21 protein-coding genes are annotated in these 25,794 nt (G+C 62.0%); 13 read left to right on the top strand and 8 right to left on the bottom strand.

The features are described 5' to 3' along the window. Positions 1–131: 131 nt before the first annotated feature. The 4 genes from DNJ95_RS13880 to DNJ95_RS13865 are packed head-to-tail and all read right to left on the bottom strand — an operon-like array spanning position 132 to position 4,088. Positions 132–944 carry an ABC transporter permease gene (locus tag DNJ95_RS13880; RefSeq protein WP_131185323.1) on the bottom strand — a complete coding sequence of 271 codons (813 nt, stop codon included), beginning with the start codon at positions 942–944 and terminating at the stop codon, positions 132–134. A 1-nt stretch (position 945) separates the two neighbouring features. After that, positions 946–1,812: an ABC transporter permease gene (locus DNJ95_RS13875; protein ID WP_207388771.1), complete on the bottom strand. Its 867-nt coding sequence runs from the start codon at positions 1,810–1,812 to the stop codon at positions 946–948. 2 nt (positions 1,813–1,814) lie between these two features. Beyond that, a complete protein-coding gene (locus DNJ95_RS13870; protein ID WP_131185321.1) occupies positions 1,815–2,915 on the bottom strand; it encodes an ABC transporter ATP-binding protein in 1,101 nt (366 codons plus the stop codon). Positions 2,916–2,939: 24 nt separating this feature from the next. Further along, positions 2,940–4,088 carry an ABC transporter substrate-binding protein gene (locus tag DNJ95_RS13865; protein WP_131185320.1) on the bottom strand — a complete coding sequence of 383 codons (1,149 nt, stop codon included), beginning with the start codon at positions 4,086–4,088 and terminating at the stop codon, positions 2,940–2,942. Between the two features lie 233 nt (positions 4,089–4,321). Here DNJ95_RS13865 and fabG point away from each other — a divergent pair, with 233 nt between their 5' ends. Next, a complete protein-coding gene (gene fabG, locus DNJ95_RS13860) occupies positions 4,322–5,089 on the top strand; it encodes a 3-oxoacyl-ACP reductase FabG (protein ID WP_131185319.1) in 768 nt (255 codons plus the stop codon). A gap of 400 nt (positions 5,090–5,489) precedes the next feature. Here the strand turns inward: fabG and DNJ95_RS13855 are convergent, their stop codons facing one another. Further along, on the bottom strand, positions 5,490–6,821 hold the full coding sequence (locus tag DNJ95_RS13855) for an aspartate aminotransferase family protein (RefSeq protein WP_131185318.1): 1,332 nt from the start codon (positions 6,819–6,821) through the stop codon (positions 5,490–5,492). Next, on the bottom strand, positions 6,818–7,819 hold the full coding sequence (locus DNJ95_RS13850) for a phosphotransferase enzyme family protein (protein WP_165491629.1): 1,002 nt from the start codon (positions 7,817–7,819) through the stop codon (positions 6,818–6,820). Before DNJ95_RS13850 ends, DNJ95_RS13855 begins: the two co-directional genes overlap by 4 nt. A 365-nt stretch (positions 7,820–8,184) precedes the next feature. On the opposite strand from DNJ95_RS13850, the gene DNJ95_RS13845 reads away from it, so the two are divergent. From DNJ95_RS13845 to DNJ95_RS13810, 8 genes are all read left to right on the top strand, one after another. Continuing rightward, the gene (locus tag DNJ95_RS13845; RefSeq protein ID WP_131185317.1) at positions 8,185–8,937 is read left to right on the top strand and encodes a DeoR/GlpR family DNA-binding transcription regulator; all 753 of its coding nucleotides are present in this window, start codon (positions 8,185–8,187) and stop codon (positions 8,935–8,937) included. A gap of 157 nt (positions 8,938–9,094) precedes the next feature. Then, positions 9,095–9,805, top strand: a complete 711-nt coding sequence (locus tag DNJ95_RS13840; protein ID WP_131185316.1) for a response regulator transcription factor — start codon at positions 9,095–9,097, stop codon at positions 9,803–9,805. Then, positions 9,801–11,135 (top strand): sensor histidine kinase, encoded by a 1,335-nt coding sequence (locus DNJ95_RS13835; RefSeq protein ID WP_131185324.1) that lies wholly within the window; start codon positions 9,801–9,803, stop codon positions 11,133–11,135. Before DNJ95_RS13840 ends, DNJ95_RS13835 begins: the two co-directional genes overlap by 5 nt. Positions 11,136–11,506: 371 nt before the next feature. Further along, a complete protein-coding gene (locus DNJ95_RS13830) occupies positions 11,507–13,582 on the top strand; it encodes a TonB-dependent receptor domain-containing protein (RefSeq protein WP_131185315.1) in 2,076 nt (691 codons plus the stop codon). 150 nt (positions 13,583–13,732) lie between these two features. Then, positions 13,733–15,028: a class I SAM-dependent methyltransferase gene (locus tag DNJ95_RS13825; protein WP_131185314.1), complete on the top strand. Its 1,296-nt coding sequence runs from the start codon at positions 13,733–13,735 to the stop codon at positions 15,026–15,028. A 128-nt stretch (positions 15,029–15,156) separates the two neighbouring features. Further along, entirely contained in the window at positions 15,157–15,444 is a 288-nt protein-coding gene (locus DNJ95_RS13820) for a DUF3649 domain-containing protein (protein ID WP_131185313.1), read from the top strand. Then, positions 15,441–17,195 (top strand): PepSY-associated TM helix domain-containing protein, encoded by a 1,755-nt coding sequence (locus tag DNJ95_RS13815; RefSeq protein ID WP_131185312.1) that lies wholly within the window; start codon positions 15,441–15,443, stop codon positions 17,193–17,195. Before DNJ95_RS13820 ends, DNJ95_RS13815 begins: the two co-directional genes overlap by 4 nt. Before the next feature lies 1 nt (position 17,196). After that, on the top strand, positions 17,197–17,529 hold the full coding sequence (locus tag DNJ95_RS13810; RefSeq protein WP_131185311.1) for a DUF3325 domain-containing protein: 333 nt from the start codon (positions 17,197–17,199) through the stop codon (positions 17,527–17,529). A 141-nt stretch (positions 17,530–17,670) separates the two neighbouring features. Here the strand turns inward: DNJ95_RS13810 and uvrA are convergent, their stop codons facing one another. Next, on the bottom strand, positions 17,671–20,529 hold the full coding sequence (gene uvrA / locus DNJ95_RS13805; protein ID WP_131185310.1) for an excinuclease ABC subunit UvrA: 2,859 nt from the start codon (positions 20,527–20,529) through the stop codon (positions 17,671–17,673). A 355-nt stretch (positions 20,530–20,884) separates the two neighbouring features. On the opposite strand from uvrA, the gene DNJ95_RS13800 reads away from it, so the two are divergent. From DNJ95_RS13800 to DNJ95_RS13785, 4 genes are all read left to right on the top strand, one after another. Next, positions 20,885–22,252, top strand: a complete 1,368-nt coding sequence (locus DNJ95_RS13800) for an MFS transporter (RefSeq protein WP_131185309.1) — start codon at positions 20,885–20,887, stop codon at positions 22,250–22,252. Positions 22,253–22,404: 152 nt separating this feature from the next. Continuing rightward, positions 22,405–22,905, top strand: coding sequence for a single-stranded DNA-binding protein (locus DNJ95_RS13795; RefSeq protein ID WP_131185308.1), 501 nt, complete (start codon positions 22,405–22,407; stop codon positions 22,903–22,905). A 134-nt stretch (positions 22,906–23,039) separates the two neighbouring features. After that, positions 23,040–23,924 carry a sugar nucleotide-binding protein gene (locus tag DNJ95_RS13790; protein WP_131185307.1) on the top strand — a complete coding sequence of 295 codons (885 nt, stop codon included), beginning with the start codon at positions 23,040–23,042 and terminating at the stop codon, positions 23,922–23,924. Then, the gene (locus tag DNJ95_RS13785) at positions 23,917–24,846 is read left to right on the top strand and encodes an NAD-dependent epimerase/dehydratase family protein (protein WP_131185306.1); all 930 of its coding nucleotides are present in this window, start codon (positions 23,917–23,919) and stop codon (positions 24,844–24,846) included. The genes DNJ95_RS13790 and DNJ95_RS13785 overlap by 8 nt, the downstream gene beginning before the upstream one ends. Before the next feature lie 155 nt (positions 24,847–25,001). Here the strand turns inward: DNJ95_RS13785 and DNJ95_RS13780 are convergent, their stop codons facing one another. Further along, positions 25,002–25,673: an OmpW/AlkL family protein gene (locus tag DNJ95_RS13780; protein WP_131185305.1), complete on the bottom strand. Its 672-nt coding sequence runs from the start codon at positions 25,671–25,673 to the stop codon at positions 25,002–25,004. Positions 25,674–25,794: the final 121 nt, after the last annotated feature.

Here is a 25,794-nt window from a genome sequence, read left to right as displayed (position 1 = left end):
CTGCAGAAGGGTGGCTGGGGGAGGGTGGTCATGAGGGCATTCTGGACTGGCTCCGCTGTTCTCTCAAGACCTGTGCCAGGGCAGTCGCATGAATGCCCTGGCAGCGTGTCGCCGTCACCGTGAACAAGTTGTCACTTCTCCTGGTGCGCCCGGAACCGGCGCAGGCCGATGCCCAGCAGTGCCGCCAGGAGCAGTACCGCCATGGCGGCCAGGGTACTCATGGTGCCCAGCGCCGGGACCATCGGCGTGTAGCCGGAAACCATCTTCGAATACAGCCACTTGGGAACCGTTGAGTCGGCGCCGGCGGTATACAGCGACAGTGGGAAGTTGCCCCAGGACAGCAGGAAGGCGAACAGCGCACCGGACCAGATCCCAGGCCACAACAGTGGCAGGGTGACTTCGCGGAACACCATCCAGCGGCTGGCGCCCAGGTCCACCGCAGCTTCTTCCAGGGTGGCGTCGTAGCTGTAGACCTTGATCGCGATCACCAGGGTCACCACTGGCACTATCCAGACCAGATGCGCCAGTACCGCGGTCTTCCAGCTCGGCATGATGCCCAGGGCGTTCAGCCACAGCAGCAGCGCCAGGCCCAGTACCGCCTGCGGGAAGAAGATCGGCAACAGCAGCAGCTTCTGGTACAGCTTGCGGCCTTTCCAGTCGTAGCGGGCGAAGGCCAGGGCGCCGAAGAACGCCAGTAGCACGGAGATGGCGGTGACCAGCAGGGCGATGCTGATGGAGTTGTCGACCAGGGTCCGTACTTCCACCGAGTTCAGTGTGCGCTGCCACCACTCGCTGGAATACTGGCGTACCGGGAATACGAAATAGCGGCTCTTGGATAGCCCCGCCAGGGCGCTGCAGAGTATCGGCAGGTAGATCGCCAGCAGGACGAAGGCGACCCACAGACGGATGAAGAAGTCGGAACGGCGGCGTGCCTGATCGTACATGTCAGCGTCCTCCCAGAACACGGTCGAGATCGAGCCGGGACAAGGCCCAGAGGGTCAGGCCACCGATCAGTACGACCAGGATGACCGCCAGTGCGGCGCCCAGCGGCCAGTTCTGCGCATAGGTGAAGGCGATCTCGATATCGTGCACCACGGTGATCACCGATTGCCCACCGAGAATCTTCGCCTCGGCCACGGCGCCCACCGACAGGACGAAGGTCAGCAGCATGCCGATCATGATGCCGGGCATGGCCAGCGGCAGTTCCACTTCGCGCCAGATCATCAGCCGGTTGGCGCCCAGGTCGGCGGCGGCGTCGAGCAGGTCGCGCGGCACCATCGACAGCCCCAGGGTCATCGGGAACAACATGAACGGCAGGTACACATAGACCATGCCGAAAAGGGTGATTTCCGGTGTGTACAGCACTTCCGGGCCGCTGCCCAGGCCCCAGGACTTGAGCAGTCCGTCGATGACGCCACCCTTGATGAAAAACTGTACCCAGCCATACAGGCGCACGTTTTCCGAGACGAACAGCGGAAACACGAAGAGCACGCTGACCAGCGATGACCAGCGGCCGAATACATGGTTCAGGCCATAGGCGATCGGGTAGGCGATCAGCGCCAGCAGCAGGGTGCAGGCCAGGGCCAGGCCGATCGACCAGGCGAAGGAGGTCCATAGCGTGCCCGATGGGTCGAGCACGCTGGCGAAGTTGGCCAGGCTGAAGGAGCCGAATACGTCGAAGCTCCTGGGTGTGGCGAAGGCATAGGCGACCACCATGACCAGCGGCGCGACGAAGCCTGCCAGCAGGAACAGCATCACCGGAGCGGCGCAGCGCGGGCCCGCCGGCAAGCGCAGAAGAGAATAGCTGGCCATGCTCATACTCCTGCGACCAGCGCATCGCTGGCATTGAAGCCTATGCTCACCCGGTCGCCGGCCCGCACGCTGCCGGACCAGGTGCGGGGCACTTCCACCAGTACGCTGGTGTCGGCGCAGCGCACCTGGTACTGGATGCGCGAGCCCAGCGAATACTCGTTGAACACCTCGCCCTCGAGGACGTTGTCATAGTGGCCGCCAGCCTCGACGAAGTGCATGTACTCGGGGCGCACCACTACCAGTGCCTCGGTGGCGCTGGCCAGCTCCGTGCCAGGGTGGATTTCCAGTCGTTGCGCAGTGGCTTCGTCGTACCAGCCGCCGGCATGGCTGAAGCTGACGCGGAACTTGTTCACTTCCCCGAAGAATTCGGCGACGAAGTCGTCGGCCGGATTGGCGTAGATGGTTTCCGGGTCGCCGATCTGCACCACCCGGCCGCCACGCATGACCGCGATGCGGTCGGACATGACCATGGCTTCCTCCAGCGAGTGGGTGATGTAGATGAAGGTTTTGCCGGTGGTGCGGTGCAGGTCCTTGAGCTCCTTTTCCAGCACTTTCTTCAGCTTGTAGTCCAGGGCCGACAACGGTTCGTCGAACAGCAGCACATCCGGGTCGTAGGCGAAGGCGCGGGCCAGGGCGACGCGCTGGCGTTCGCCGCCGGAGCACTTCATCACATTCTTGCCGTAGTAGTCCTCGGGTAGCCGCAGCATGCGCAGCAGTTCCAGGGCACGCTCCCTGCGCTGGGCGGGCGGCATCTTCTTCACCTTGAGCGGGAATTCGATGTTCTCGCCCACGCTCTTGTGCGGGAACAGCGCCAGCGACTGGAACACCAGGCAGGTGGGGCGCCGCCGGGCCGGTACCTGGTTGATCAGCTCGCCGCGCAGGGTGATGTTGCCGCTGCTGGGGGCATCCATGCCCGCCAGCATCCGCAGCATGGTGGTCTTGCCGGAGCCGGAGGGCCCGACGATGGTGAGGAACTCGCCCTCGCGAATATCCAGGGAAATGCCGCTCACTGCCGTGAAGTCGCCGAAGCTGCGGCAAACATTCACCAGTTGCAGAACCGGAAGTGCTTTTTTGCTGCTGGGTTTGCTCGTATCTGCCGTCATGGTCGTGTCCTGGGAGCGGGGGAATCAACGCATGCGTTTGGCGGCACTGATGATTTCCAGCGCCTGGTCATACTCGGGAACGATGTCGTACGCGACGCAGCGCGCCATCTCTTCCTCCAGGCTGTCCCACTGCAGGATTTCCAGCTCCTCCTTGCTGAACAGCTTGAAGCACTCGGGATTGCCCATCTGGCTGACCGGGTTGAAGGTGCCTTCTGCGAAGGCGACCTGGTGGGCGACCTCGGGTTGCTGCACGTATTTGAGGAAGTCGTAGGCGAGGGGCGAGAGGTTGGGGTTGTTGACCACCGAGGTGACTTCCACCCAACTGACACCGCCCTTGCCATCGACCGGTCCGCGCAATGGCGTGATGCCGCGGATCTCCGGGTAGCCGTCGGCCCGGGCCGGCGAGGCGGTGTAGGTGCCGCCGGTCAGGTACAGGTCGATCTCGCCGGAGACAATGGCCTGGTTCAGGCTGGCCACGTCGCTGACCATGCGTGCACCCTTGAACACCTTGACGGCGGTCTGCTCGAAGCGCTGCATTTCTTCGCCGCTATGCGCCACGAAGGGGTTGATGCCGGCGATCAGGAAGATGTCGAAGACGTTCCAGTCATCGGATTCCTGGATGCCGTACTTGCCGTTCAGGGCGGGATCGTTGAACAGGTCCCAGCCCGTGTCCTCGGCGGTGGCGCGGCTGATGCGGTCGGTGTTGACCACGTAATTGAAAGGCCCGAAGCGTTGCGCCATGCCCAGCAGTTGCTGGCCATCCTCGCTCATCGCCCACTCGTAGGGCGCCTTGAACTGCGGCAGCATGGTGTCGAAGAAGGGTTCGAACTCGTCCCGTGGCAGCGGCTTTATCAGCCCGGCCGGCGCCATCACCTTGCGCGCCCATGGGTTGTTCACGTTGATCAGGTCCCAGACCCTGGTTTCGCCGCCACGCAGTCGGTTGATCATGGTCGGGTCGTTGGTCAGGCTCTCGGCCTTGATCGTGGCGCCGCTCAGGGCGCGGAATGGGTCAAGCACCTGGGCAGAGTTGTAGCCTTCCCAGCACAGGATGTTCAGCTCCTTGTCGCGCGCGGCGGCAAACGCCGAGGCCGGGCCGAGCAAGGGGCCCATGGCCATGCCGCTGGCCCCGATGCCCATGATTTTCAGCATGTCCCTTCTGGATAGGTTTTTCATCGTTTCTCCTGCCGTATTGGCGACTCGTCGAATGGCTGTTGCCGGGTCTTTGCGGGAAGGGATGTGGTTGCAACATTTTTGTTGTCATCACCACATGCACTTTTCACCAGGCCAAGGTCGATAATCGGTCTTATGGCCTGCTAATACGCTGTGTTAGCAAATAGCGTGCACAGTTTTCTACTGGTCTGAAAATTGCTGTGTTCACAACATATAACTGATAGGAGTGATAAAAAATGTTTGAGTCGCTACAAGGTCGCGTTGCCATTGTCACCGGCGCCAGCCGTGGCATTGGTCGGGGTATCGCCCGGCGTTTCGCCGAGGCGGGAATACAGGTGCTGGTGGTGTCCCGTTCGCTGGCGGATGCCGAGCGGGTCACGCAGCAAATTGGTGCAGGCGCCAGTGCCTTTGCTGCAGATGTGAGCAGTGCGGTGGCTTGCCGGGCGATGGCGGAGGCGGCTGTCGAGCGCTATGGGCGCATCGACATCCTGGCCGCCAATGCCGGCATCTTTCCTTCGGCGGCACTGGCCGAGATGACGGTGGAGCAGTTCGACGAGGTGATGGCGACCAATGTGCGCTCCACCTTCCTGAGTACCCAGGCGGTGCTGCCCTATATGAAAGCGGCCGGTTTTGGCCGCATCGTAATGACCAGTTCCATCACCGGCCCGGTCACCGGCTTTCCCGGCTGGTCTCACTATGGCGCGAGCAAGGCCGCGCAACTGGGGTTCATGCGTACCGCTGCGCTGGAAGTGGCGCGTGACGGCATCACCATCAACGCGGTGATGCCCGGGAATATCCGCACCGAGGGGCTGGAGGGCATGGGGGAGGCGTACCAGGCGCAGATGGCGGCATCCATCCCGACCGGTGTGCTGGGGGAGGTGCGGGACATCGCCAATGCCGCGCTGTTCTTCGCCAGCCTGGAAGCCGGTTTCATTACCGGCCAGGGACTGATCGTCGATGGCGGGCAGGTGCTGCCGGAGTCGGCCGCCGCCCTGGAGTCCTGACGGCGATCGAGCGGGGGCGGGTGGCTTGCGAAGTTCTTGCGGGTTGCGCTACTCGCGGCAAATACCGAGGCGACTATGGAAAGAGCCGTAGGCGCAGGGCTGGGTTATTCGCAGGTTTTTCGGTTTCGCGCTCTTTCCCACTGGCGCTGCTGAAGATGACTGTGCGAATGGCCTGGTGGCGGGACGGGGCCTTCGCCGCCAGGGATGGCGGCGAAGAGCTACAGGAAGGTATTCACGCGTGTCCCGTCCCGCCACCAGGTATTCGCACAGGGGCGATGATCCCGAGATCGCTCCCTGCGATCCTGAAGCCACCACGCTATTGCCAATCCGCTCGCAACCAGGCGGCGCGGCGGTGAAGACCCCTGCGTCCTGCGGATAGACGCGGTGCCCCGCCGTCGAGTCAGCCGGCTCGGGCCAATACCCGCTCCAGGGCATCGAGGAAGAAGTCGGCGTCCGCTTCGGAGAAGCACAATGGCGGGCGGATCTTGAGCACATTGCCGTAGGCGCCGGCGGCGCCGATCAATACACCTTCATCCTTCATCGAGTTGATTACCCGGGTCGTCAGCGAGGCATTCGGCCACTGTTCGCCACCGGCCAGTTCGACGCCGAGGAACAGCCCCGCACCGCGCACGTCGGCGATGCGCTCATCGCGTCCCGCCAGCCTGTGCAAACCCGTACGCAGGTAGTCGCCCATACGCCCGGCATTGTCGATCAGGCGTTCCTGCTCGAGCACCCGCAGCACCGCGTGGCCGGCCGCCGCTGCCACCGGGTTGGCGCCGAAGGTATTGAAGTAGCCGGTTTCCCGTACGAAGGCATCGAGCAACTCGGGGCGTGTCACCAGGCCCGCCATTGGATAACCATTGCCCATTGGCTTGCCCATGGTCACCACGTCCGGGACTATGCCGTGGCGGGCAAAGCACCAGTGGCCCTGGCCGGTACGGCCAAAGCCCGGCTGCACCTCGTCGGCGATGAACAGCCCGCCGGCCTTGTGCGCCACCTCCAGCGCCGGGCGGAGAAAGCCCGGCGGGTCGGCGAAGACCCCGTCGCTGGAGAAGATGGTGTCCACCAGCAGGCCTGCGAAACGGATGCCATTAGCCGTCATGTCGTCGATGGCGGCCTGCAGGGCGGCGGCGAAGGCCGCGCCGACATCGCTGCCCGCCGGCAGGTCGTGGGCACTGGGGGCGGGAATGCTGCGAACGTGGGCGGGCAGCGCATGCCCGTTGCGGTAGGAAGACGGTGAAACGGCCATCACCGCGCTGGTATTGCCGTGGTAGGCGGTCGAGGTGACCACGATGCCGGTGCCGCCGGAATGCATGCAGGCGATGCGCAGGGCAATGTCGTTGGCTTCGCTGCCGGTGCAGGTCATGACCAGGTTCGACAGTTCGCCCGGGTAAGTCGCCAGCAGCGCCTCGGCGTAGTCGTCGAGGTTGCGGTACAGGTAGCGGCTGTTGGTCGCCAGGCGTGCCGACTGTTCGCCGATGGCGGCGGCCACCTGTGGATGGCAGTGGCCGACACAGGGCACGTTGTTGTAGAGGTCCAGATACTGGCGGCCACTCGCGTCATACATATGCACGCCGCTGGCGTTGACGATCTCCAGCGGTTTTTCGTAGAACAGCACCGAGGCCTTGCCGAAGGCGGCGAAACGCCGCTGCACCAGTTGCCGGGTTTGCTCGTCCAGCTCGGCGCCACCTTCGAAGCGGTTGAGCTGCAGGATCTGTTTGACATGCTTCATGCGGCTGCTTCCTGGTTGCGTGCGAGAAAGTTCCTGGCCAGTTCCACTGTGCCCCTGACATAGTCCGCCCCCATGCTCTGGGCGGTCGGCGTTTCGGCATGGCTGGCGATCCAGGCCGTCAGTTGCAGGCGGCGCAGCATGATGAATGCGGGAATCATGCGGGTTTCGCTTTCATCCAGCGGGCAGACGCCACGATAGCCCTCCAGCCAGGCGGCGAGGAACTGCTCCAGGCGCGGGTCGTGTTCGAGGAAGCTGACGCAGGCCGCGAAATCGTACAGGTACCAGGACAGGCCGCAGTCGTCGAAGTCCACCACGCACAATTGCTCGCCGTCGACCAGCAGGTTGGCCAGGCGCATGTCGCAGTGCACCAGGCCGAAGCGTTCGCTGTCCTGCCCGTAGGCCTGGCACAGTCGCCGCAGTTGTCGTTCCACTTGGCCCAGCAGGGCTATGTCGGCATCCTCCAGGCCGGGCGCGGTGCGCCAGTCGCCCCAGTGCGCCGCTGGGCCGACAATGGTGTCGAAATTCCACACCTTGCGTACGAATCCGGCGGGCTTGCGCCAGTGGCGGCTGTGCTGGTGCAGGCGGGCATTGGTCGCACCCAGCACGCGGTACCAGCGGACCAGGTCGTCGCCCTGGTCGGGCTCGTTGCCGGCTACCCATTCGAAGGCGGTAATACGATGGATCATGTCGCCGTCCTCGGCCCGATACAGCAACTGCCCGGTTTTTGTGCGCAGTGGTTCGGCTGTGCGCACCAGGCCGGATTTTCGCAGTGCGTCGACCCAGGCCAGCTCGGATTCGATTTCAGCATCGCTGTGGTACTCCGGGCGCTGCATACGCAACACCATACGCTGGCCCGTGCCTTTGTCCTCGGCAAGGTAGGTGGCGTTCTCCGAGATCGAAAGTAGCCTCAAGGCCGCGTCGGGCGGCATGTCCCAGGCTGGCAGCGCCCTTCGTAGGGCAGACTCCAGGCGGGCCATGAATTCGGTTTCGTACATCATGGAAACAATCCTCGCGGATTCATTTATGTTGATAGTTCAACATTTCCATGTGCAATTCTTGCGCCATCCACATTTTAATGTGTGATGCGCTACATTTTGCTGTGGTAAATCGCTTGCACTTGCCATCCGGGGCGATTGTTCTATGCCGTTATTCACCGGAAAGCGGCTTCGATAAAACCGCTGGAGGCAGGAAAGCTGGACGAAAAACAGCGGCGGCCACCGTCTTTCGTCCAGCTTTCCTGCCTCCAGCCTTGCGGCGCTGTTTCCGGCTGGGCGCGATTGCCCTGACTTGCATCCCTTGGTTCTTTTGCCGCGGTCGCAACATCATATAGACTCGCCCGTCGTGTCTCCTGCCGAGCCAGTCCATGTCCAAAGCCAAAAGCAGCCGCCAGTCGAAGATCCTTGCCGAGCTGTCCACCAGCCCCAGCTTGCGCATTGCCGATCTGGCCAACCTGCACAAGGTTTCGGCGGAAACCATTCGCCGCGACCTGGATGAGCTCACGCGCAAGGGCTATCTCAGCCGCACCTATGGCGGTGCGGTGAAGGCGGCCCCGAGCGAGCCGGCCGTCAGCGAGCGCCATCGCCTGTTCATCGACGAGCGCGAAGCCATCGCCAGAAAAGCGGTCAGCCAGTTGGCCGGGGCGAAGAACATCCTGATCGGCTCGGGCTCGACCACGGTGCATGTGGCGCGGCGGATTGCTATCGAGATGAAGGACTTGCGGGTCATCACCCATTCCTTCGGGGTGGCGACCGTGCTCTCGTTCAACCCGACCATCCAGGTGCTGCTGCTGCCCGGCGACTATCAGGCGGGCGAGGGGGCGACTGTCGGCGCCCATGCCATCGCCTTCCTCCAGGGATTCAATGCGGATTACGCGATCATCGGCGCCAGCGGGCTCAGCAGCGAAGGGCCGACCGAGGCACTGCTGGAGTGCAGCGCGGTGTACAGCGCGATGATCGCTCGCGCCCGTCGTACCCTGGTGGTGGCAGATCACTCGAAATTCGACCTGCAATATCCGGCGCGCTATGCCAGTTGGCAGCAGGTGGACTTGCTGGTCACCGACCAACAGCCGGGTGGGCGCCTGTTGGAGAGCATCGGGCCCCAGCGCATCTGCATCTGAGCCAGCGGCTTCCCGATGGCAGGCCGGGCATTCGGAATCGGATGGTCGATTCTCGTTATGCGAAAGATATGGGCAGAGCCGGCCGCCTCATCGGTTGGCTGTCGACTATGCCCGGGATTCCAGTAGAATCATTCGCATTTATTCACGGATGCATGTCATGTCGGTTGCCTCTTCATCTCCTCTGCGGATTCTGGTCGTCGAGGATGACCCCGTGCTTGGTGCCCACCTGTTCGAGCATCTGGGCCAGCGTGGCGCTCAAGTGGTGTTGATGAATGATGGCGAGCAGGGGCTGCACTGTGCCTGGGAGGAGGATTTCGACCTGGTCCTGATGGACATCCTCATGCCGGGCCTGAGCGGGCTCGAGGTGCTGGCCAGCCTGCGCGCCGAGAAGCGGGTGCCGGTGGTGCTGATGTCGGCCCTGGGGGATGAGGAGAACCGTATCAGTGGTTTCAGCCAGGGGGCCGACGATTACCTGCCCAAACCCTTCAGCCTGGCCGAGATGGACGTGCGGATCGACGCGATCTTTCGTCGTATCGCGATGGAGCGTGGCGAGTCGCCAGCCAGCAGCCATGATCCGGACCTGGTGTTCGACGAGGCCCGTAGCGATATCTGCCATAACGGCCAGTGGGCGAAGCTGACACCTACCGAATACCGACTGATGGAGACATTCTCGCAGAACGCCGAGGAGGTCCTGACCAAACCGTTTCTTTATCAGCAGGTCCTGCACCACGCTTATTCGCGCTATGACCGCAGCCTGGACATGCATGTAAGCAATGTCCGGCGCAAGTTGCAGGCCATCGGTTACATACGCCAGCGTGTGGAGTCGGTATGGGGCAAGGGCTATCTGTTCACCCGCCCGGGTAATTGAGATGCCCGGTTTTCATTCTCTGTTGTGGAAGCTGGCCGGGGCGCTGGGGATTTTCTGCCTGCTGGTGCTGAGCCTGCATATTGACCTGGGCAAGCGGATCAATGCGGCGACCTCGCACCTTTCCGACGAGGCCAAGTTCCAACTGACACAATATGCGCAAGAAGCCGAGGCCGTCTGGCGCGCGCGTGGCGAGGCGGGCGTCGATGAGTTTCTCGAGGAGCTGCACGCGCGGGAGAGCGTGTGGGCAGTGGTCGTGGATGAGCATCAGCAATCCCTGTCTTCCCGGCCTTTGTCGGAGCGGGAATGGACGCGGCTGAGTTTCATACGCGCACTCGATTGGAGCATGGGGCGGCCGAATGGCTGGCCAACAGTCTACATTCCGTTCAGTGACGGAGTGTCCCGCCTGGTCATGGAGTTGCCGCGCCGCTTCAATCCAAAGGAATCGAGGGCGCTGCTGAGCATGTTGCTGCAGCAGGTATTGCCGGTATGCCTGGCCATTCTGCTGGGAGGGCTGCTGTACCGTGCGTTCATCTCCCCCCTGACCATTTTGCGCCGCCAGGCCAATGCCCTGCGGGCCGATGACTTGAGCGCGCGAGCCGGAGCGGTGGCGCAGCGCCGGGACGAGCTTGGCGAACTGGGTCGGGCATTCGACCATATGGCCGAGCGCCTGGAGCATACCGTTGAGTTCCAGCGCCAACTGTTATGCGATCTGTCCCATGAGCTGCGTACGCCGCTCAGCCGCCTGAGCGTGGCGGCCGAGCAGAATCTGGATCTTGCAACCCTGCGCCAGCGGCTGGAGCGCGAGGTGCAGGGGATGGAGCGGTTGGTCGGCGATACCCTGGAGCTGGTCTGGCTGGATACCGAGCGGCCGAACTTGCCACTCTGCCTGGTGGATGTGGCCCGTCTATGGGAAGTGCTGTGCGAGAACGCCTGTTTCGAGTCCGGTTGGTCGGCCGGGCGGCTATCTTGCGAACTGCCTGAAGATTGCCGGGTGCAGGGCAACCTGAACGGCCTGGCCCAGGCTCTGGAAAATATCCTGCGTAACGCTATCCGCCACTCTCCTGCCAATGGCGTGGTGCGACTGGCCGGTCGCCGTGACGGCGACTACTGGCACCTGTGGATCGAAGACCAGGGGCCGGGAGTGGCGGACGGCGAGCTGGAGCGTATCTTCCAGCCTTTCACCCGGCTCAATGTCGCACGCCCCGGCGGCGGCGGTTTTGGCCTGGGATTGGCGATCGCACGCAGCATGGTGCAGTTGCAGGGGGGAGAACTGTGGGCGGAGAACAGAAATCCCGGCCTGCGCCTGAACCTGCGGCTGAAAAGTGTATAGAATGTAAATTAGATTCTATATCAAATGGGAATATATACTATTCGTACCCGCTGCGCAGACAATGGGCGGGTCTGAAAGTTCCTGACGAAACGCTCGTTCCTGCGTGTATTTCCATTACAGCAGGAGCCGTTGTCGATGTGTCTGCTGCCTTCAAGCACAGCCATCCTTCTCTGTACTTGCCCCTGCGGCCATCTCTGTGGTCAACGACTTTCCGGATACGGCGTGCACTTATCTGCCCTGCCTGATTGCCAAGGTCGTTGATCGGTGAGCGGTTGTTCAGGGGGAGCATGGCCTTTGCTTCCCTGTGATGGACTGCAGTCAAACACAAAGCCGGTAGCTTGGATCATTCCGATTCATTTGGAGATAAATACATGTCACGCACCAGACACCCGCTCAGCGCAAGGCGGCAACCGCAGTTCAATAAGACTTTACTGGCTGCAGCAATGACATCCCTGGCCTGTTCGGCTTTTGCAGAAGAACAAGTGGACCTCGGTCCGGTGGTCGTTTCTGCCTCTGGTTTCGAGCAGAGTGTCAAGGACGCGCCTGCTACTATCAGTGTCATTACTGCGGAGGAGCTGAAGAAGAAATCCTATACGGATATCACTGACGCGCTGAAGAACGTGGCTGGTGTGCAGATTGCTGGTGGTGGCGTCGAACAGTCCATCATGATCCGAGGCATGTCTTCCGATTACACGCTGTTCCTGATCGATGGTCGTCCGGCCCAAAGCAATGATGCGTTCGGGTTGAACGGCGCACAGGCCGGTACGCCGATCAATTTCCTGCCGCCTATCGAGGCCATCGAGCGAATCGAGATTATCCGTGGCCCGGCTTCGTCGCTCTACGGCTCCGATGCAATGGGTGGTGTGATCAATATCATCACCAAGAAGATCCGCAATGAGTGGGCCGGTAGCATCACGTCGGAATACACACTGGCTGACAGTTCCAACGATATAAACGAGGATGGCTTTCAGACCAGCGTCTATTTGAATGCTCCTTTGATCGAAGATGTTCTGGCTCTGCAACTGACTGGGGCTTTCCAGAATCAGGATGAGAGTAACTTTGTCGGAGGAAGTGATAGTGCTTCCTCGGATCCGGAGTTCAAGAAGAAGAATGCCGGGGCAAAGCTGGGGTGGAATATCAATGACCAGAACATGCTGACTCTGGGGCATGGGTATACGGTACAAGAGCGCTGGCACAATCCTGGCAAGAGCCTTGCCGACGGCGCTGATGAAACCTACAGCAAATCCGTCAAGAAAAACTACTATGTTTCCCATGAGGGTAACTACGAAAATCTGCTGTGGAACTCGTACGTTAATTACGATACGTCGGAGAATCCAACCCGGGTCAACGCGACAACCGGCAATAGCATTGAGTATGACGTACTGACCGTCAATAGCCAGGCCAGCTATTTCTTCGGTTCACATACAGTGACAGGTGGCCTCACCCACAAGTATGAAGAGCTGGAAGATGGTGCCACCAGTGGTCTGGCACCACCGGTAGTGCCTGTTGCCAATGCAATCGTCAAAATGGATCGTTACCAGAACTCCATCTTCCTCGAGGACAACTGGAGCTTGACGGACGATCTCCTTCTTACTCTCAGTGGTCGATATGACGATAACCAGAAATTTGGTGGTCAGTTCAGTCCCAAGGTTTATGCGGTCTACCACCTGACCAACGACTTCACGTTGAAGGGCGGTATCACGTCGGGCTACAAAGCGCCCAACCTGCGCCAGAGCGCGACCGACTATGGTTCCACTTCCATGGGGGGCGTGATCATCGGTAACCCGGACCTGACGCCGGAGACCAGCCTGAATCGTGAGTTCGGCATCGGCTACGAGAACTTCGAACTGGGCCTCAGCGGTACCTTGACGGTCTACAAGACGGACTATGAAGACAAGATCAACCGGACTGGCCGGGTTTGTCTGCAGAATGTCCCCTGTGTATATAACGGTACGACCTACCCGGCCCACCAATATGGCTACACGGCCTATGAGAACGTCGACAAGGCCGAGTTGAAAGGGGTCGAGTTCACCCTGGATTACCATGTCCTGGATAATCTGGTTTACCGCCATAGTTATACCTATACCAGCACGGAACAGAAGAGTGGCGATTATGCCGGCAAGCCTCTCAATAACGTTGCCAAGCATATGTTCAATGCCTCCCTGGACTGGCAGGCGACTGACAAGTTGAGTTTCTGGACGCAGGCCAACTACCGAGGCAAGACTTCTGGCCGGTGGCAGACAGGTACCAGTGGCTCGAGCACCAACGGTATAACCTACCCTTCGTATAAGTTCGCCGATCTTGGGCTTATGTATAAACCCAACAAGGACCTGAGTTTGAAGGCGGGTGTCTATAACATTACCAACAAGACAGTCTCTACGGATGACGATTATGCCTATAACCTGGATGGCAGAAGGTTTATCTTTGCGCTGACGCAGAACTTCTGATTTCAGGATGGCAAGCCTGCTATAAATCCTGGCGGTAGAGGGATTTAGCGTAGGGTATTGAGGAGGTTGCTTCCGGATTACTTCTGGAGGCAACTTCCTTTTCGTATATAGATGTACTGTGGGTGATTCCTGTATCGGGGGCGCAAGCGGATGAAAAAGAAGGATGGGTATGTGCTGGATGTGCCCTACCCAGCGCATTTTCACAAGGAAATACAGCCTGTCTGGTTGTCCAGCCTGGTCGGTTTTCTAGGGGCGGTTGCCCCTGATATCACCACGCCGTATTCGTACTGCGAACTGGGTTGCGGAGTGGGAATCAACCTGTTGATCGCAGCGGCCACCAACCCTCAAGGCCAGTTCGTGGGCGTCGATTTCAATGAAAAGCACTTGGCCATTGCAAGAAGTGCGGCGCAGTCCATCGGGTTGAAGAATATCCGTTTCATCCAGGAAGACTTTGCCGGCTTTGCCAAGAGTAACAATCTGTTCTTCGACTTTATCGTGACCCATGGCGTCTGGTCATGGGTTTCCCCGCTTCAGCAGCAAAGCGTAATGAGGGTGGTCGCGAAATCGCTGAAGCCCAAAGGGTTGTTCTATCTGCATTACATGTGTCACCCGGGGGCGACCCGGATGATCCCGGTGCAAAAGCTGCTGAATGAACTGGCCCATCAGTTGTCGGGAACTTCCGAGCAGAATGTCCAGGCGGGCATTGATCTGCTCGGTCGCCTGGATGAGGTGGGAGTGTTCTGGGACCAGCCGGCGCTGAGTGCCAATGTGCAGGCGCTGAAGCAAAAGAATGCCTCCTATCTGGCCCATGATTTCCTGAACGATCACTGGCGGCCCCAACACTCGGTGGATGTGCACCGTCTAGTGGCGCAAGCCGATGTCGTCTATCTGGGCAGTGCCGATGCGTTCGAGAATCTGGATAACCTATCAATTCCAGGTGGCGTACAGCCTCTGTTGGCGAACTTGTCCTCGCCTGTATTGAGAGAGGTAGTGAAGGATTTGTCCAGGAACCAGCATCAGCGCAGGGATTTGTTTCAGCGTAACCCGGTGCGCTTGTCCACACAGGAACATCTGGAGTGTGTGGCGGCGATGCGCTTCCGGCTCTTGCCGGGTGCGCCACGCTCGGGCGGTTTGAGCTTCGCTACTCCCATAGGCGAGATCCAGGGGCCTGAGGAAGTCTTTTCTCCATTGCTGGAAAGATTGGCAGAGTGCCCGACCTCATTCGATGAGTTGAGTCGCTTGCCCGTCTTTTCCGGGAAGCCCGGGCTGCTTTCGCAGTCTTTGCAAATGCTGATGTGGCGTGGCTGCGTACATCCGTTGCGTGAGGGCGAGCAGCCTGACCCAGATGCCTTGGGCAGGTTGACGGAGTGGCTTGAAAAGAATCAGTTGGAATTAGCGGTTGTAGAGGACTGTGGGACGGCGGCCCACCGTCCACATGAAAAATGAAGCACACGCAGTGGGCCGGGCACACAGTGTCTCTGGTTCATGCGAGCTGTTTTGAGTGAGAAGTATCCAGATCGAAACACCATGGATACCCCTCGTCGTCCTGCCTGTTCATTTGAGGAAATCCGACCATGAGCTTCTCCCGTGTCACCTGGCCGGTGTTGTCACGTATCTTGGCTGCCATCCTTGGCGGCTACCTGTTCACTTACGCGTTCACCGCTGCTCTGGCGCGACTGTTGCCGCTGGAAAAGGCTGATGCGGTGATTGTGGCGACCCTGCCGGCTTTCGTGGTTTACACACTGATTATCCTCTGGGTCTTCGCCTGTCGTAGTGCCTGGCGGGCCTGGATGGGTATCGCGCTGGCGCTGCCGCTGGCCGCTCTCGGCTTCTGGCCGAAACTGCTGGAGGTGCTGGGATGAAGCCGAAGTCGAAAACCATCACGCAGTCGCTGTCCTGGCTGCATACCTGGAGTGGCCTGATTTTCGGCTGGCTGCTGTTCGCCATCTTTCTGACGGGAACCCTGGCCGTATTCGACAGGGAGATAGACGGCTGGATGCGTCCGGAAATACCTGCGCACAGCCTCGATCAGGTCGAGGCGGCGCAGGTCGCCATCGACTATCTGCAGACACACCATGGCGATGCCACTGCGTGGAACATCGGCTTGCCGACCGAGCGTTCGCCAAGCCTGACGGTGTCAGCCGGTGAGCAACGGCGTGGCGGGGGCCAGCAACTGGACCCGCACAGCGGCGAGCCCCTGGATGTTCGTGAAACCGCCGGAGGCAACTTTTTCTTCCGTTTCCACTACACCCTCAATCTGCCGCGTAACATCGGTATCTGGGTCGTCGGGCTGGCGGCAATGGCGATGCTGGTCGCCCTGATCAGCGGGATCGTGATTCACAAGAAGTTCTTCAAGGAGTTCTTCACCTTCCGCCCGGCCAAGGGGCAGCGTTCCTGGCTGGATGCGCACAACGCCACCGGGGTGCTGGTGCTGCCGTTCCACTTGATGATCACCTACACCGGATTGGTGATTTTCTATCTCGTGTATATGCCGGCTGCGGTGGATGCCTTGTTCGATGGTAACCGTGACGAAGGCTTTGGCCGTGGCGGCAACCGCGGCGGAGCGCAACAGGTGGCGCAACAGGAGAGGCCAAGGGGAGCGGCCGATCAGCCCGGGGAAAACGCTGAACGTGGTTTCAATCGAGGTGGGCCATCCGTCGCGGATACCGGTCGTGCCTCCAGTCAGGGCGTGCCGCCGGGTGAGCAGGGCGCGCGGGGTTTCAGCCGGCCCGAGCAATCGGCCGAGCGCGGTGAGAGAGGTTCCAACCGGGCCGGGCCGTCCGCTGGTCAGTTGGATTCTGCCATGCCTTCCGAGAGGGTTCCCCTTACGGCGTTGGGGCCGTTACTGGCCGAGGCCGAGCGGCTCATGGGCGAGGTTTCCGGGCTGTCCATCCAGAATCCGGGGCGCAGCGATGCGCGTATCGAGGCTCGCCCCGTGCTGGGCAATATCATCGAGCTGACCAAGGGGCGGAGCATGCAGTTCGACGGGGTCAGCGGCGTAGTACTGCGTCAGCCGGCGGAGAGCAATGTTAGCCAGTTGACGCAGAAAGTGATGGCTGGCTTGCATTTTGCCCAGTTCGGCGGTTATCCGATGCGCTGGCTGTACTTCCTCTGCAGCCTGGCCAGTTGCGCGATGATTGCTACGGGCGTGGTGCTGTTCACCGTCAAGCGCCGTCGCCGACATGATGCAGAGGGGGCTGTCGGGGCGCTGCTGTATCACGTGGCCGAGCGGCTGAATGTGGCGGTGGTGGCTGGCTTGGCGCTTGCCTGCGTTTCTCTGTTGTGGGCCAACAGGTTGTTGCCGGTGGAACTGGAACTGCGCGGTAACTGGGAAGTCCGGGTGTTCTTCCTGGTCTGGCTGGCGACGCTGGGGCATGCCATCGTGCGTCCATGGCTGAAGGCCTGGCGCGAACAGTTGGTGCTGGCCGCGTTGTTGTGCCTGGCTTTGCCGCTGCTGAACCTGCTGGTGGAAAACCGCGGTGAGCATGCCTGGCTGGAGGTAACGTCGGTCGGCATCGGCCTGCTGTTGGGCTGGACTGGCTGGAAACTCGGGCAGCCACCGAAAGAGCGCCCGCCCAGGCGTGCCGGCAAGGCATTGGCGGAGGCGGTCTGATATGAGTGCTGCATTTTTCGAGGGGGTGTTGTTGGCTTATGTCGGCATGCTGGCCCTGTGCCTGGGGCTGGAGCGGCATTACAAGCAGGTCTGGCAACAGGCTCCGGCCGTCTGGTTGCGTCGTACCCTGCGTGCCACCGGCTGGGTGGCGCTGGCCGGCAGCTTCGCTATCTGTGTTCTGCATTGGGGCTGGGCGATGGGGCCGGTTGGCTGGTTCGGGGCAAGCTCGATGGCTGCGCTGGCGCTGGTTCTGCTGCTGCCTTATGGCCCGCGTCTGTCGGTTGCGCTCGCAGCCCTGGGCTGGCCATTGCTGGCCGTGGTTTCTTTGCTGTGAAGATGATGATCGCGTAGAGGCTCTTCCAACAGCCGAAAGAAGCGCTGGAGGCTCGAGGCTGGACGAGGTGGAATGCTCACCTTTTCGTCCGGCGCTTAGCCTCCAGCGCTTCTTTCGGCTTTACCCTTTACCGATGTCGCGCTAGCTCCGCTCGCGCTCCAGCAGCGGGCCGAGGAAATGCCCGGTGTGGGAGGCCGGGTTGGCGGCCACATCCTCCGGGGTGCCGGTGGCGATGATCTGCCCGCCGCGCGAGCCGCCCTCGGGGCCGAGGTCGACCAGCCAGTCGGCGGTCTTGATCACGTCCAGGTTGTGCTCGATCACCACCACCGTGTTGCCGTGGTCGCGCAGGCGGTGCAGTACGTCGAGCAGTTGCTGGATATCGGCGAAGTGCAGGCCGGTGGTCGGTTCGTCGAGGATATACAGGGTCTTGCCGGTATCGCGCTTGGACAGCTCGCGGCTCAGCTTGACCCGCTGCGCCTCGCCACCGGAAAGGGTGGTCGCACTCTGCCCCAGCTTGATATAGGACAGGCCCACGTCGATCAGCGTCTGCAGCTTGCGCGCCACCGCCGGCACCGCGTCGAAGAAGCCACGGGCGTCCTCGATGGTCATCTCCAGCACTTCGTGGATGTTCTTGCCCTTGTACTTCACTTCCAGGGTTTCGCGGTTGTAGCGATGGCCCTTGCACACGTCGCAGGGCACGTAGATGTCCGGCAGGAAGTGCATTTCCACCTTGATCACGCCGTCGCCCTGGCAGGCTTCGCAGCGCCCACCCTTGACGTTGAAGGAGAAGCGCCCCGGGCCGTAGCCGCGCGAGCGGGCTTCCGGTACGCCGGCGAAGAGTTCGCGGATCGGCGTGAACAGCCCGGTGTAGGTGGCCGGGTTGGAGCGCGGTGTGCGGCCAATCGGGCTCTGGTCGATATCCACCACCTTGTCCAGGTGCTGCAGGCCATCGAACGCGTCGTAAGGCGCGACTTCCAGGCTGTTGGCGCCATTGAGCGCGGTGGCGGTGATCGGGAACAGGGTGTTGTTGATCAGGGTCGACTTGCCCGAGCCGGAGACGCCGGTGATGCAGGTCAGCAGGCCGACCGGGATTTCCAGGTCGACGTTGCGCAGGTTGTTGCCGCGCGCGCCTTTCAGCTTCAGCAGTTTCTTGCGGTCGCGCGCTGTGCGCTGGGCCGGGTAGCGGATGCGTTCGGCGCCGGACAGGTACCTGCCGGTCAGCGAGGCCGGATTGGCCATGACTTCCTCCGGCGTGCCTTCGGCGACGATGCGCCCGCCATGCACGCCGGCACCGGGGCCGATGTCCACCACGTAGTCGGCCATGCGGATGGCGTCCTCGTCGTGTTCGACCACGATCACTGTGTTGCCGAGGTTGCGCAGGTGGTTCAGGGTCGCCAGCAGGCGTTCGTTGTCGCGCTGGTGCAGGCCGATGCTCGGCTCGTCGAGGATATACATCACGCCCACCAGGCCGGCGCCGATCTGGCTGGCCAGGCGGATACGCTGCGCCTCGCCGCCGGACAGGGTGTCGGCGCTGCGGTCGAGGGTCAGGTAGTCGAGGCCGACGTTGACCAGGAACTGCAGGCGCTCGCGGATTTCCTTGAGGATCTTGTCGGCGATCTGCCCGCGCTGGCCGCTCAGTTGCAGGCCGCTGAAATAGTCGCTGGCATCGCCGACCGGCAGGCGCGTCACCGCCGGCAGGGTCTTCTCGCCGACCCAGACGTGGCGCGCCTCGCGCCGCAGGCGGGTGCCGTGGCAGTCCGGGCAGGGCTGGGTGCTGAGGTACTTGGCCAGTTCCTCGCGGACGCTGTTGGATTCGGTTTCGCGGTAGCGACGTTCGAGGTTGGGGATGATGCCTTCGAACGGGTGCGAACGGGTGACGATATCGCCACGGTCGTTCAGGTAGCGGAACTGCACGTTGTCCCGGCCGCTGCCGTGGAGGATGACTTTCTGTTGCGCCGCCGGCAGCGAACCGAAGGGTTCGTCCAGGCTGAAACCGTAGTGCGCGGCCAGCGAGCCGAGCATCTGGAAGTAATAGACGTTGCGCCGGTCCCAGCCACGGATGGCGCCTTCGGCCAGGGTCAGTTCGCCGTTGACCAGGCGCTTGCCGTCGAAGAACTGCTTGACGCCCAGGCCGTCGCAGGTCGGGCAGGCGCCGGCCGGGTTGTTGAAGGAGAACAGCTTGGGTTCCAGCTCGCTGATCGAATGGCCGCAGACCGGGCAGGCAAAGCGTGCGGAGAAGATGATTTCCTCGGCATCGTCATTGCCTTGCTGTTTGTCGCCTTCGTCGGGAAGTGGCGCCACCAGGGCGATGCCGTCGGCCATGTTGAGCGCCGTCTCGAAGGATTCCGCCAAGCGCTGCTGCAGGTCCGCGCGCACCTTGAAGCGGTCGACCACCACGTCGATGGAGTGCTTTTTCTGCTTGTCCAGCTTGGGCGCTTCGTCCAGTTCGTACAGGCGGCCATTGACCCGCACGCGGACGAAGCCCTGGGCGCGCAGTTCGTCGAACACCGCCAGGTGCTCACCCTTGCGTTCGCGGATCACCGGGGCCAGCAACATGCGCTTGCTGCCCTCGGGCAGCGCCAGGACCTGGTCGACCATCTGGCTGACGGTCTGCGCTTCCAGCGGAATGTCGTGGTCGGGGCAGCGCGGGATGCCTACGCGAGCGTAGAGCAGGCGCAGGTAGTCGTAGATCTCGGTGATGGTGCCGACGGTGGAGCGCGGGTTGTGCGAGGTGGATTTCTGCTCAATGGAGATGGCCGGCGACAACCCTTCGATGGTATCGACATCGGGCTTTTCCATCATCGAGAGGAATTGCCGGGCATAGGCCGACAGCGATTCGACATAGCGGCGCTGCCCTTCCGCATAGAGGGTGTCGAAGGCCAGCGACGATTTGCCGGAGCCGGACAGGCCAGTGATCACGATCAGTTTGTCGCGGGGCAGGGTCAGGTCGATGTTTTTCAGGTTATGGGTGCGCGCCCCACGAATCAGGATCTTGTCCACGGCAGCCTCGCGGCAGGGGAAAACGGGCGAGTATAAAGCAGCTTCAAGCGGCAAGCTTCAAGCTTCAAGCAAAGAGCCGGGAAGCAGGGCGATCGCGCTATACACGGCAAACAGCCGAAAACAGCGCTGGAAGCGCTCGAGGCTGGACGAAAGAGCGTGGCGGTCGGTGTTTTTCGTCCAGCTTTCCAGCCTCCAGCGCTTTTATCGAGGCACCTTGCCGGTTAACGGCATAGCGCGATCGCCCTGAGTCCGGAAGGGACAGCCGGATGGCCGTAGGGTGCGGCAAGTTGGACGCCTGTGCCATGCCCATGATGGCTGCTAGAATCGCTGCCGGTTCAATTCAGACGAGATTTCGATGCAGGATCCATACAACGGGCGCATGAGCGCTGGTGAAATGCGCGCTGCGGGTGGCCTGTCGCTGGTGTTCGCCTTCCGCATGCTCGGCATGTTCATGGTGCTGCCCGTTCTGGCCACCTATGGCATGGGCCTGGAGGGCGCGACGCCCGCGCTGATCGGCCTGGCTATCGGTGCCTATGGCCTGACCCAGGCCGCCCTGCAGATTCCCTTTGGCATGCTTTCCGACCGTATCGGGCGCTTGCCGGTCATCTATGCCGGTTTGCTGGTGTTCGCCGCGGGGGCCGCGCTGGCCGCGTGTGCCGACTCGATCTGGGGTGTTATCGCCGGGCGTGTATTGCAGGGTGTCGGCGCCATTTCGGCCGCGGTAATGGCACTGCTGTCGGACCTCACCCGTGAGCAGCATCGTACCAAGGCGATGGCGCTGATCGGCATGAGCATCGGTCTTTCATTCGCTGCGGCCATGGTCATGGGGCCGCTGCTGACCCGTCATTTCGGCCTCGCCGGGCTGTTCTGGGTGACTGCGATGATGGCCTTGCTGGGGATCCTCATCATGCTGACCATGCCGAAGGCGCCTGTGCGCCTGAGCCACCGGGAGTCCGGGGTAGCGCGGCAGGCACTGGCCGCGACCTTGCGCAATGGCGATCTGTTGCGGCTGGATTTCGGCATCCTGGTATTGCATGCGGTGCTCATGGCCAGCTTCGTCGCGCTGCCGCTGGCACTGGTCGACCTGGGCGGCCTGCCCAGGGAAGAGCACTGGTGGGTCTATCTGGTCGCCTTGCTCGCCGGTTTCGTGGGGATGATCCCCTTCATCGTCTATGGCGAGAAGAAGCGCCGCATGAAGCACGTGCTGGCGGGCGCCGTCGCGGTGCTGCTGGCGTGCGAGCTGTTCTTCTGGCTGGGTGGGGTGGGTTTGCACGGGCTGGTGCTGGGGATGGTGGTGTTCTTCGCCGCGTTCAACCTGCTCGAAGCCTCGCTGCCTTCATTGATCAGCAAGGTAGCGCCCGCTGGCGGCAAGGGTACGGCCATGGGCGTCTATTCCACCAGCCAGTTTCTCGGTGCCGCGCTGGGGGGCATCCTCGGCGGCTGGCTGTACCAGCTCGGTGGCCTGCCTGTGGTCTTCGCCGGCTGCGCTCTGCTGTGCCTGGCCTGGTTGGTGGTGGCCGTGGGCATGCGTGAGCCGCCTTACGTCACGGGCGTGCGTTTATCATTGTCGCCCACGGCAGTGCGGAATACGCGCCTGGCCACGCAACTGTTGGCTGTCCCGGGAGTATCCGACGCCGTGGTGATCGCCGACGAGGCTGCCGTCTATCTCAAGATCGATGCGCTGACGCTGGATCGCGAGGCGGTCGATCGACTGATATCGTGAACGGGTTCCAATACCGCGCATATACAGCCGGGAGCGGCATGGTCCGCTATCGGCTGCTCATGTAGTATTCACGCCTACAAGGCCGTCCATGTTGTCTGTGTTCAATATGGCAGCAGGCCTACTTCGAATCGTTTTCAGAAAAGGAGCCACCCATGGCCCGTGGGGTTAACAAAGTCATTCTGGTGGGTACCTGCGGACAGGACCCTGAAACCCGCTACCTGCCCAATGGCAATGCGGTCACCAACCTGAGCCTGGCCACCAGCGAGCAGTGGAACGACAAGCAGACCGGCCAGCGCGTCGAACGCACCGAATGGCACCGTGTCGCGCTGTTCGGCAAGGTCGCGGAAATCGCCGGCGAGTACCTGCGCAAGGGTTCCCAGGTTTACATCGAAGGCAAGCTGCAGACCCGCGAGTGGGAAAAGGATGGCGTCAAGCGCTATACCACCGAGATCATCGTCGACATGCAGGGCACCATGCAGTTGCTGGGCGGCCGCAACAACGATGCCGGCGATGGCGCTCCCCGCCAGCCGCGCCCGGCTGCCGCCCCGCGCCCGCAAGCGAGCCAGCCGGCGGCGCAAGCCCAGCCGCAGCAGCGCCCCGCGGCGCAGCCAGCTCCGGACTACGACAGCTTCGATGACGATATCCCGTTCTGACGGTCTCGGCGGCACTTCGGCATACATTGGATAGCGGAGTGTGCCGATTCTCGTAGCTTGGCTTCCGGCCCGCCTTCGCGGCGGGCCCATATGGGCGCAAGCCCACTCTAGGTTCTGGAGTAGACCGTACCACCATGCATATGCGTCTGATGCTATTGGGCGGCGGCAATGCCTTGGGGCAGGCGCTGATCCGTCTGGGAGCCGAGCAGAACGTCGGTTGCCATGCCCCGCGTCCGCCGGAAGGCGGCTGGGACAGCAGCCATCTGACGACGTTGCTCGACGAGCATCGGCCAGATGCGTTGGTCAACCTCGCCTATTATTTCGACTGGTTCCAGGCCGGCCAGGTCGCCGACAGTGTCCTGCAGCAGCAGGAGCAGGCCGTCGAAAGGCTGGCCGAACTGTGCCAGCACCATGGCGTGATCCTGCTGCAGCCGTCGAGCTACAGGGTCTTCGATGGGGCGCGCACCACGGCCTATAGCGAAACGGACGAGGTCGCGCCGCTGGATAACCGCAGCCAGGCGCTCTGGCGTATCGAACAGACGGTGCGGGCGCTGTGCCCACGGCATGTGCTGTTGCGTCTGGGCTGGCTGCTGGATGACAGCCCGAATGGCATCCTCGGGCGTTTTCTCCAGCGCCTGGAGCGGAACGATCCAGTGTTCCTGGCCGATGACCGGCGCGGCAATCCCACCCCGGTGGACGATGCGGCGCGGGTGATCCTGGCGATTCTCAACCAGCTCGATTGCCTGGCGCCGTTGTGGGGCACCTATCACTATGCCGGCCACGAGGCGGCGACGCCGCTGGTGGTCGGGCAGGCGATGTACGCCGAGGCGGCCAAGCACCGGCAGTTGCGGCTGCAGGAACTGACGCCGAGGGCGCATGCGGATTTTCCCGATGCCGCCACGGAGCCGCAGCACGGCGTGCTGGCCTGCCGCAAGATTCTCAATACCTTCGGTATCAAGCCCCGCGCATGGCGCACGGGCTTGCCGAACCTGGTGGAACGCTATTACCGACATGACTGATACTCGCGTTCTGGTTACCGGTGGTGCCGGCTTCATCGGCTCGCACCTGGTCGATGCCCTGCTGGCGCGAGGCCAGGCGGTGCGGGTGCTGGATGATTTTTCCACCGGCAAGCGGGCCAATCTGCCCGAGAATGGCCGTCTGCAGGTGATCGAGGGTGATGTCGCCGACCTGTCTCTGGTGCGCCAGGCGGTGCAAGGTTGCCGCTCAGTCGTGCACCTTGCCGCCGTGGCTTCGGTGCAGGCCTCGGTGGATGACCCGCTGGGAACGCACCGCAGCAACCTGATCGGTACCCTGAACCTCTGCGAGGCCATGCGCGAGAGCGGCGTGCGCCGTGTGGTCTTCGCCTCCAGCGCCGCCGTGTATGGCAATAACGGCGAAGGCGAGTCCATCCACGAGGAAACGCCCAAGGCGCCGTTGACGCCCTATGCGGCGGACAAGCTGGCCAGCGAGCATTACCTGGATTTCTATCGCCGCCAGCATGGGCTGGAGCCGGCGGTCTTTCGCTTCTTCAATGTCTTCGGGCCGCGCCAGGACCCTGCCTCGCCCTATTCCGGGGTGATCAGCATCTTTACCGAGCGAGCGCGCCAAGGCTTGCCGATCACCGTGTTCGGCGATGGCGGGCAGACGCGGGATTTCGTCTATGTGGCGGACCTGGTCGAAGTGCTGCTGCAAGCGCTGGACGCGCCGGAGCTGGAGGTGGGCGCGGTCAACCTCGGGCTCGATCGCGCCACCAGCCTGAACCAGTTGCTGGCGGCCATTGGCGAGGTGCTGGGCGATCTGCCTGCGGTGACCCATGCCGAGGCGCGGCCTGGCGATATCCGCCATTCGCGCGCCAGCAACGTTCGCTTGCGCCAGCGCTATCGGTTGCCCGAGCCGGCGACCAGCGTACACGAGGGATTGCGGGCGCTGCTCGATGCCTGAGCGGGGTTGCCGGTCGGAGAGGGCGCTTATCCTGCGCCGCTGACCGCTGATCCCGTCGGATATTCGCTGGCTTCGCGGTGCGCGCGGTGAAACCTACTGGTCAGAAACGAGAAAGGCGCCTTGCGGCGCCTTTTCTTTATCTGCGAACGGTGTCGTCAGAATTTGTAGCCGAGGCCGACCATGTAGACATAGGGGTCTACGTCCACGTCGACTTTGACTTTGCTCGTGCCCAGGTTCGTGGTACCTGTGGTTTCGATGTCTATATAACGGACCTGAGCATTGAGCAGGATTTTGTCGGTCAACTGATAGTCCAGGCCGATCTGCGCAGCCCAGCCCCAGGAGTCATCAAGGTCGAGTCCGCGCAAGCCTGCTTCTTCGGCTTTGCTGCCCAGGGAGTCATCGAAGAACCAAGTGTAGTTGATGCCGGCGCCAACATAGGGCTGGAAGGCCGAGTTGCCGCCCAGCGGGTAGTAGACGACGCTCAGGGTCGGTGGCAGGTGCTTGATGTCGCCCAGCTTGCCGTCATAGCCCAGTGCGGGGATCTTGGCGCCCACTTCGTGGGAGAAGGGCGTGGCGGCCAGCAGTTCGATACCGAACTTGTCGGTCAGCATGTAAGCGAAGTTAAGGCCCAGTTGGGTATCGCTATCCAGCGTTGCCTTACTGCCCGCAAGACCTGCGCCGTTCAACTTGATAAGCGAGCTATCTTCACGCGGATCAACGGTCACGGCACCAGCGCGGACGATGATGTCGCCGGCCTGGTGGGCTTGGGCAATGGGGGCGGCGATGGCGAGGGCCAGGGCGGAAGCGGCGAACAGTGTCTTGCGCATGGGTCACTCCAGTGAGTCTTGGCAGTACTTAGGTGCCAGTCATCTTAGGAGGCTATGTATTTCCTGTCTTGATCCAGCTCAATATATTTCCGGAGTGTGCGGTGGCGGTATGACGCAGTTA

It is taken from the genome of Stutzerimonas kirkiae, from assembly GCF_004327335.1.
Lineage (GTDB): Bacteria > Pseudomonadota > Gammaproteobacteria > Pseudomonadales > Pseudomonadaceae > Stutzerimonas > Stutzerimonas kirkiae.
The sequence above is the reverse complement of the archived record's forward strand: the minus strand, read 5'-3'. Positions and strand labels throughout refer to the sequence as shown.

What these genes read in the sequence shown, in the direction of transcription:
- DNJ95_RS13880 (WP_131185323.1), bottom strand. Translation starts at nt 944, where the DNA reads ATGTACGATCAGGCACGCCGCCGTTCCGACTTCTTCATCCGTCTGTGG.
- DNJ95_RS13875 (WP_207388771.1), bottom strand. Translation starts at nt 1,812, where the DNA reads ATGGCCAGCTATTCTCTTCTGCGCTTGCCGGCGGGCCCGCGCTGCGCC.
- DNJ95_RS13870 (WP_131185321.1), bottom strand. Translation starts at nt 2,915, where the DNA reads ATGACGGCAGATACGAGCAAACCCAGCAGCAAAAAAGCACTTCCGGTT.
- DNJ95_RS13865 (WP_131185320.1), bottom strand. Translation starts at nt 4,088, where the DNA reads ATGAAAAACCTATCCAGAAGGGACATGCTGAAAATCATGGGCATCGGG.
- fabG (WP_131185319.1), top strand. Translation starts at nt 4,322, where the DNA reads ATGTTTGAGTCGCTACAAGGTCGCGTTGCCATTGTCACCGGCGCCAGC.
- DNJ95_RS13855 (WP_131185318.1), bottom strand. Translation starts at nt 6,821, where the DNA reads ATGAAGCATGTCAAACAGATCCTGCAGCTCAACCGCTTCGAAGGTGGC.
- DNJ95_RS13850 (WP_165491629.1), bottom strand. Translation starts at nt 7,819, where the DNA reads ATGATGTACGAAACCGAATTCATGGCCCGCCTGGAGTCTGCCCTACGA.
- DNJ95_RS13845 (WP_131185317.1), top strand. Translation starts at nt 8,185, where the DNA reads ATGTCCAAAGCCAAAAGCAGCCGCCAGTCGAAGATCCTTGCCGAGCTG.
- DNJ95_RS13840 (WP_131185316.1), top strand. Translation starts at nt 9,095, where the DNA reads ATGTCGGTTGCCTCTTCATCTCCTCTGCGGATTCTGGTCGTCGAGGAT.
- DNJ95_RS13830 (WP_131185315.1), top strand. Translation starts at nt 11,507, where the DNA reads ATGTCACGCACCAGACACCCGCTCAGCGCAAGGCGGCAACCGCAGTTC.
- DNJ95_RS13825 (WP_131185314.1), top strand. Translation starts at nt 13,733, where the DNA reads ATGAAAAAGAAGGATGGGTATGTGCTGGATGTGCCCTACCCAGCGCAT.
- DNJ95_RS13820 (WP_131185313.1), top strand. Translation starts at nt 15,157, where the DNA reads ATGAGCTTCTCCCGTGTCACCTGGCCGGTGTTGTCACGTATCTTGGCT.
- DNJ95_RS13815 (WP_131185312.1), top strand. Translation starts at nt 15,441, where the DNA reads ATGAAGCCGAAGTCGAAAACCATCACGCAGTCGCTGTCCTGGCTGCAT.
- DNJ95_RS13810 (WP_131185311.1), top strand. Translation starts at nt 17,197, where the DNA reads ATGAGTGCTGCATTTTTCGAGGGGGTGTTGTTGGCTTATGTCGGCATG.
- DNJ95_RS13800 (WP_131185309.1), top strand. Translation starts at nt 20,885, where the DNA reads ATGCAGGATCCATACAACGGGCGCATGAGCGCTGGTGAAATGCGCGCT.
- DNJ95_RS13795 (WP_131185308.1), top strand. Translation starts at nt 22,405, where the DNA reads ATGGCCCGTGGGGTTAACAAAGTCATTCTGGTGGGTACCTGCGGACAG.
- DNJ95_RS13790 (WP_131185307.1), top strand. Translation starts at nt 23,040, where the DNA reads ATGCATATGCGTCTGATGCTATTGGGCGGCGGCAATGCCTTGGGGCAG.
- DNJ95_RS13785 (WP_131185306.1), top strand. Translation starts at nt 23,917, where the DNA reads ATGACTGATACTCGCGTTCTGGTTACCGGTGGTGCCGGCTTCATCGGC.
- DNJ95_RS13780 (WP_131185305.1), bottom strand. Translation starts at nt 25,673, where the DNA reads ATGCGCAAGACACTGTTCGCCGCTTCCGCCCTGGCCCTCGCCATCGCC.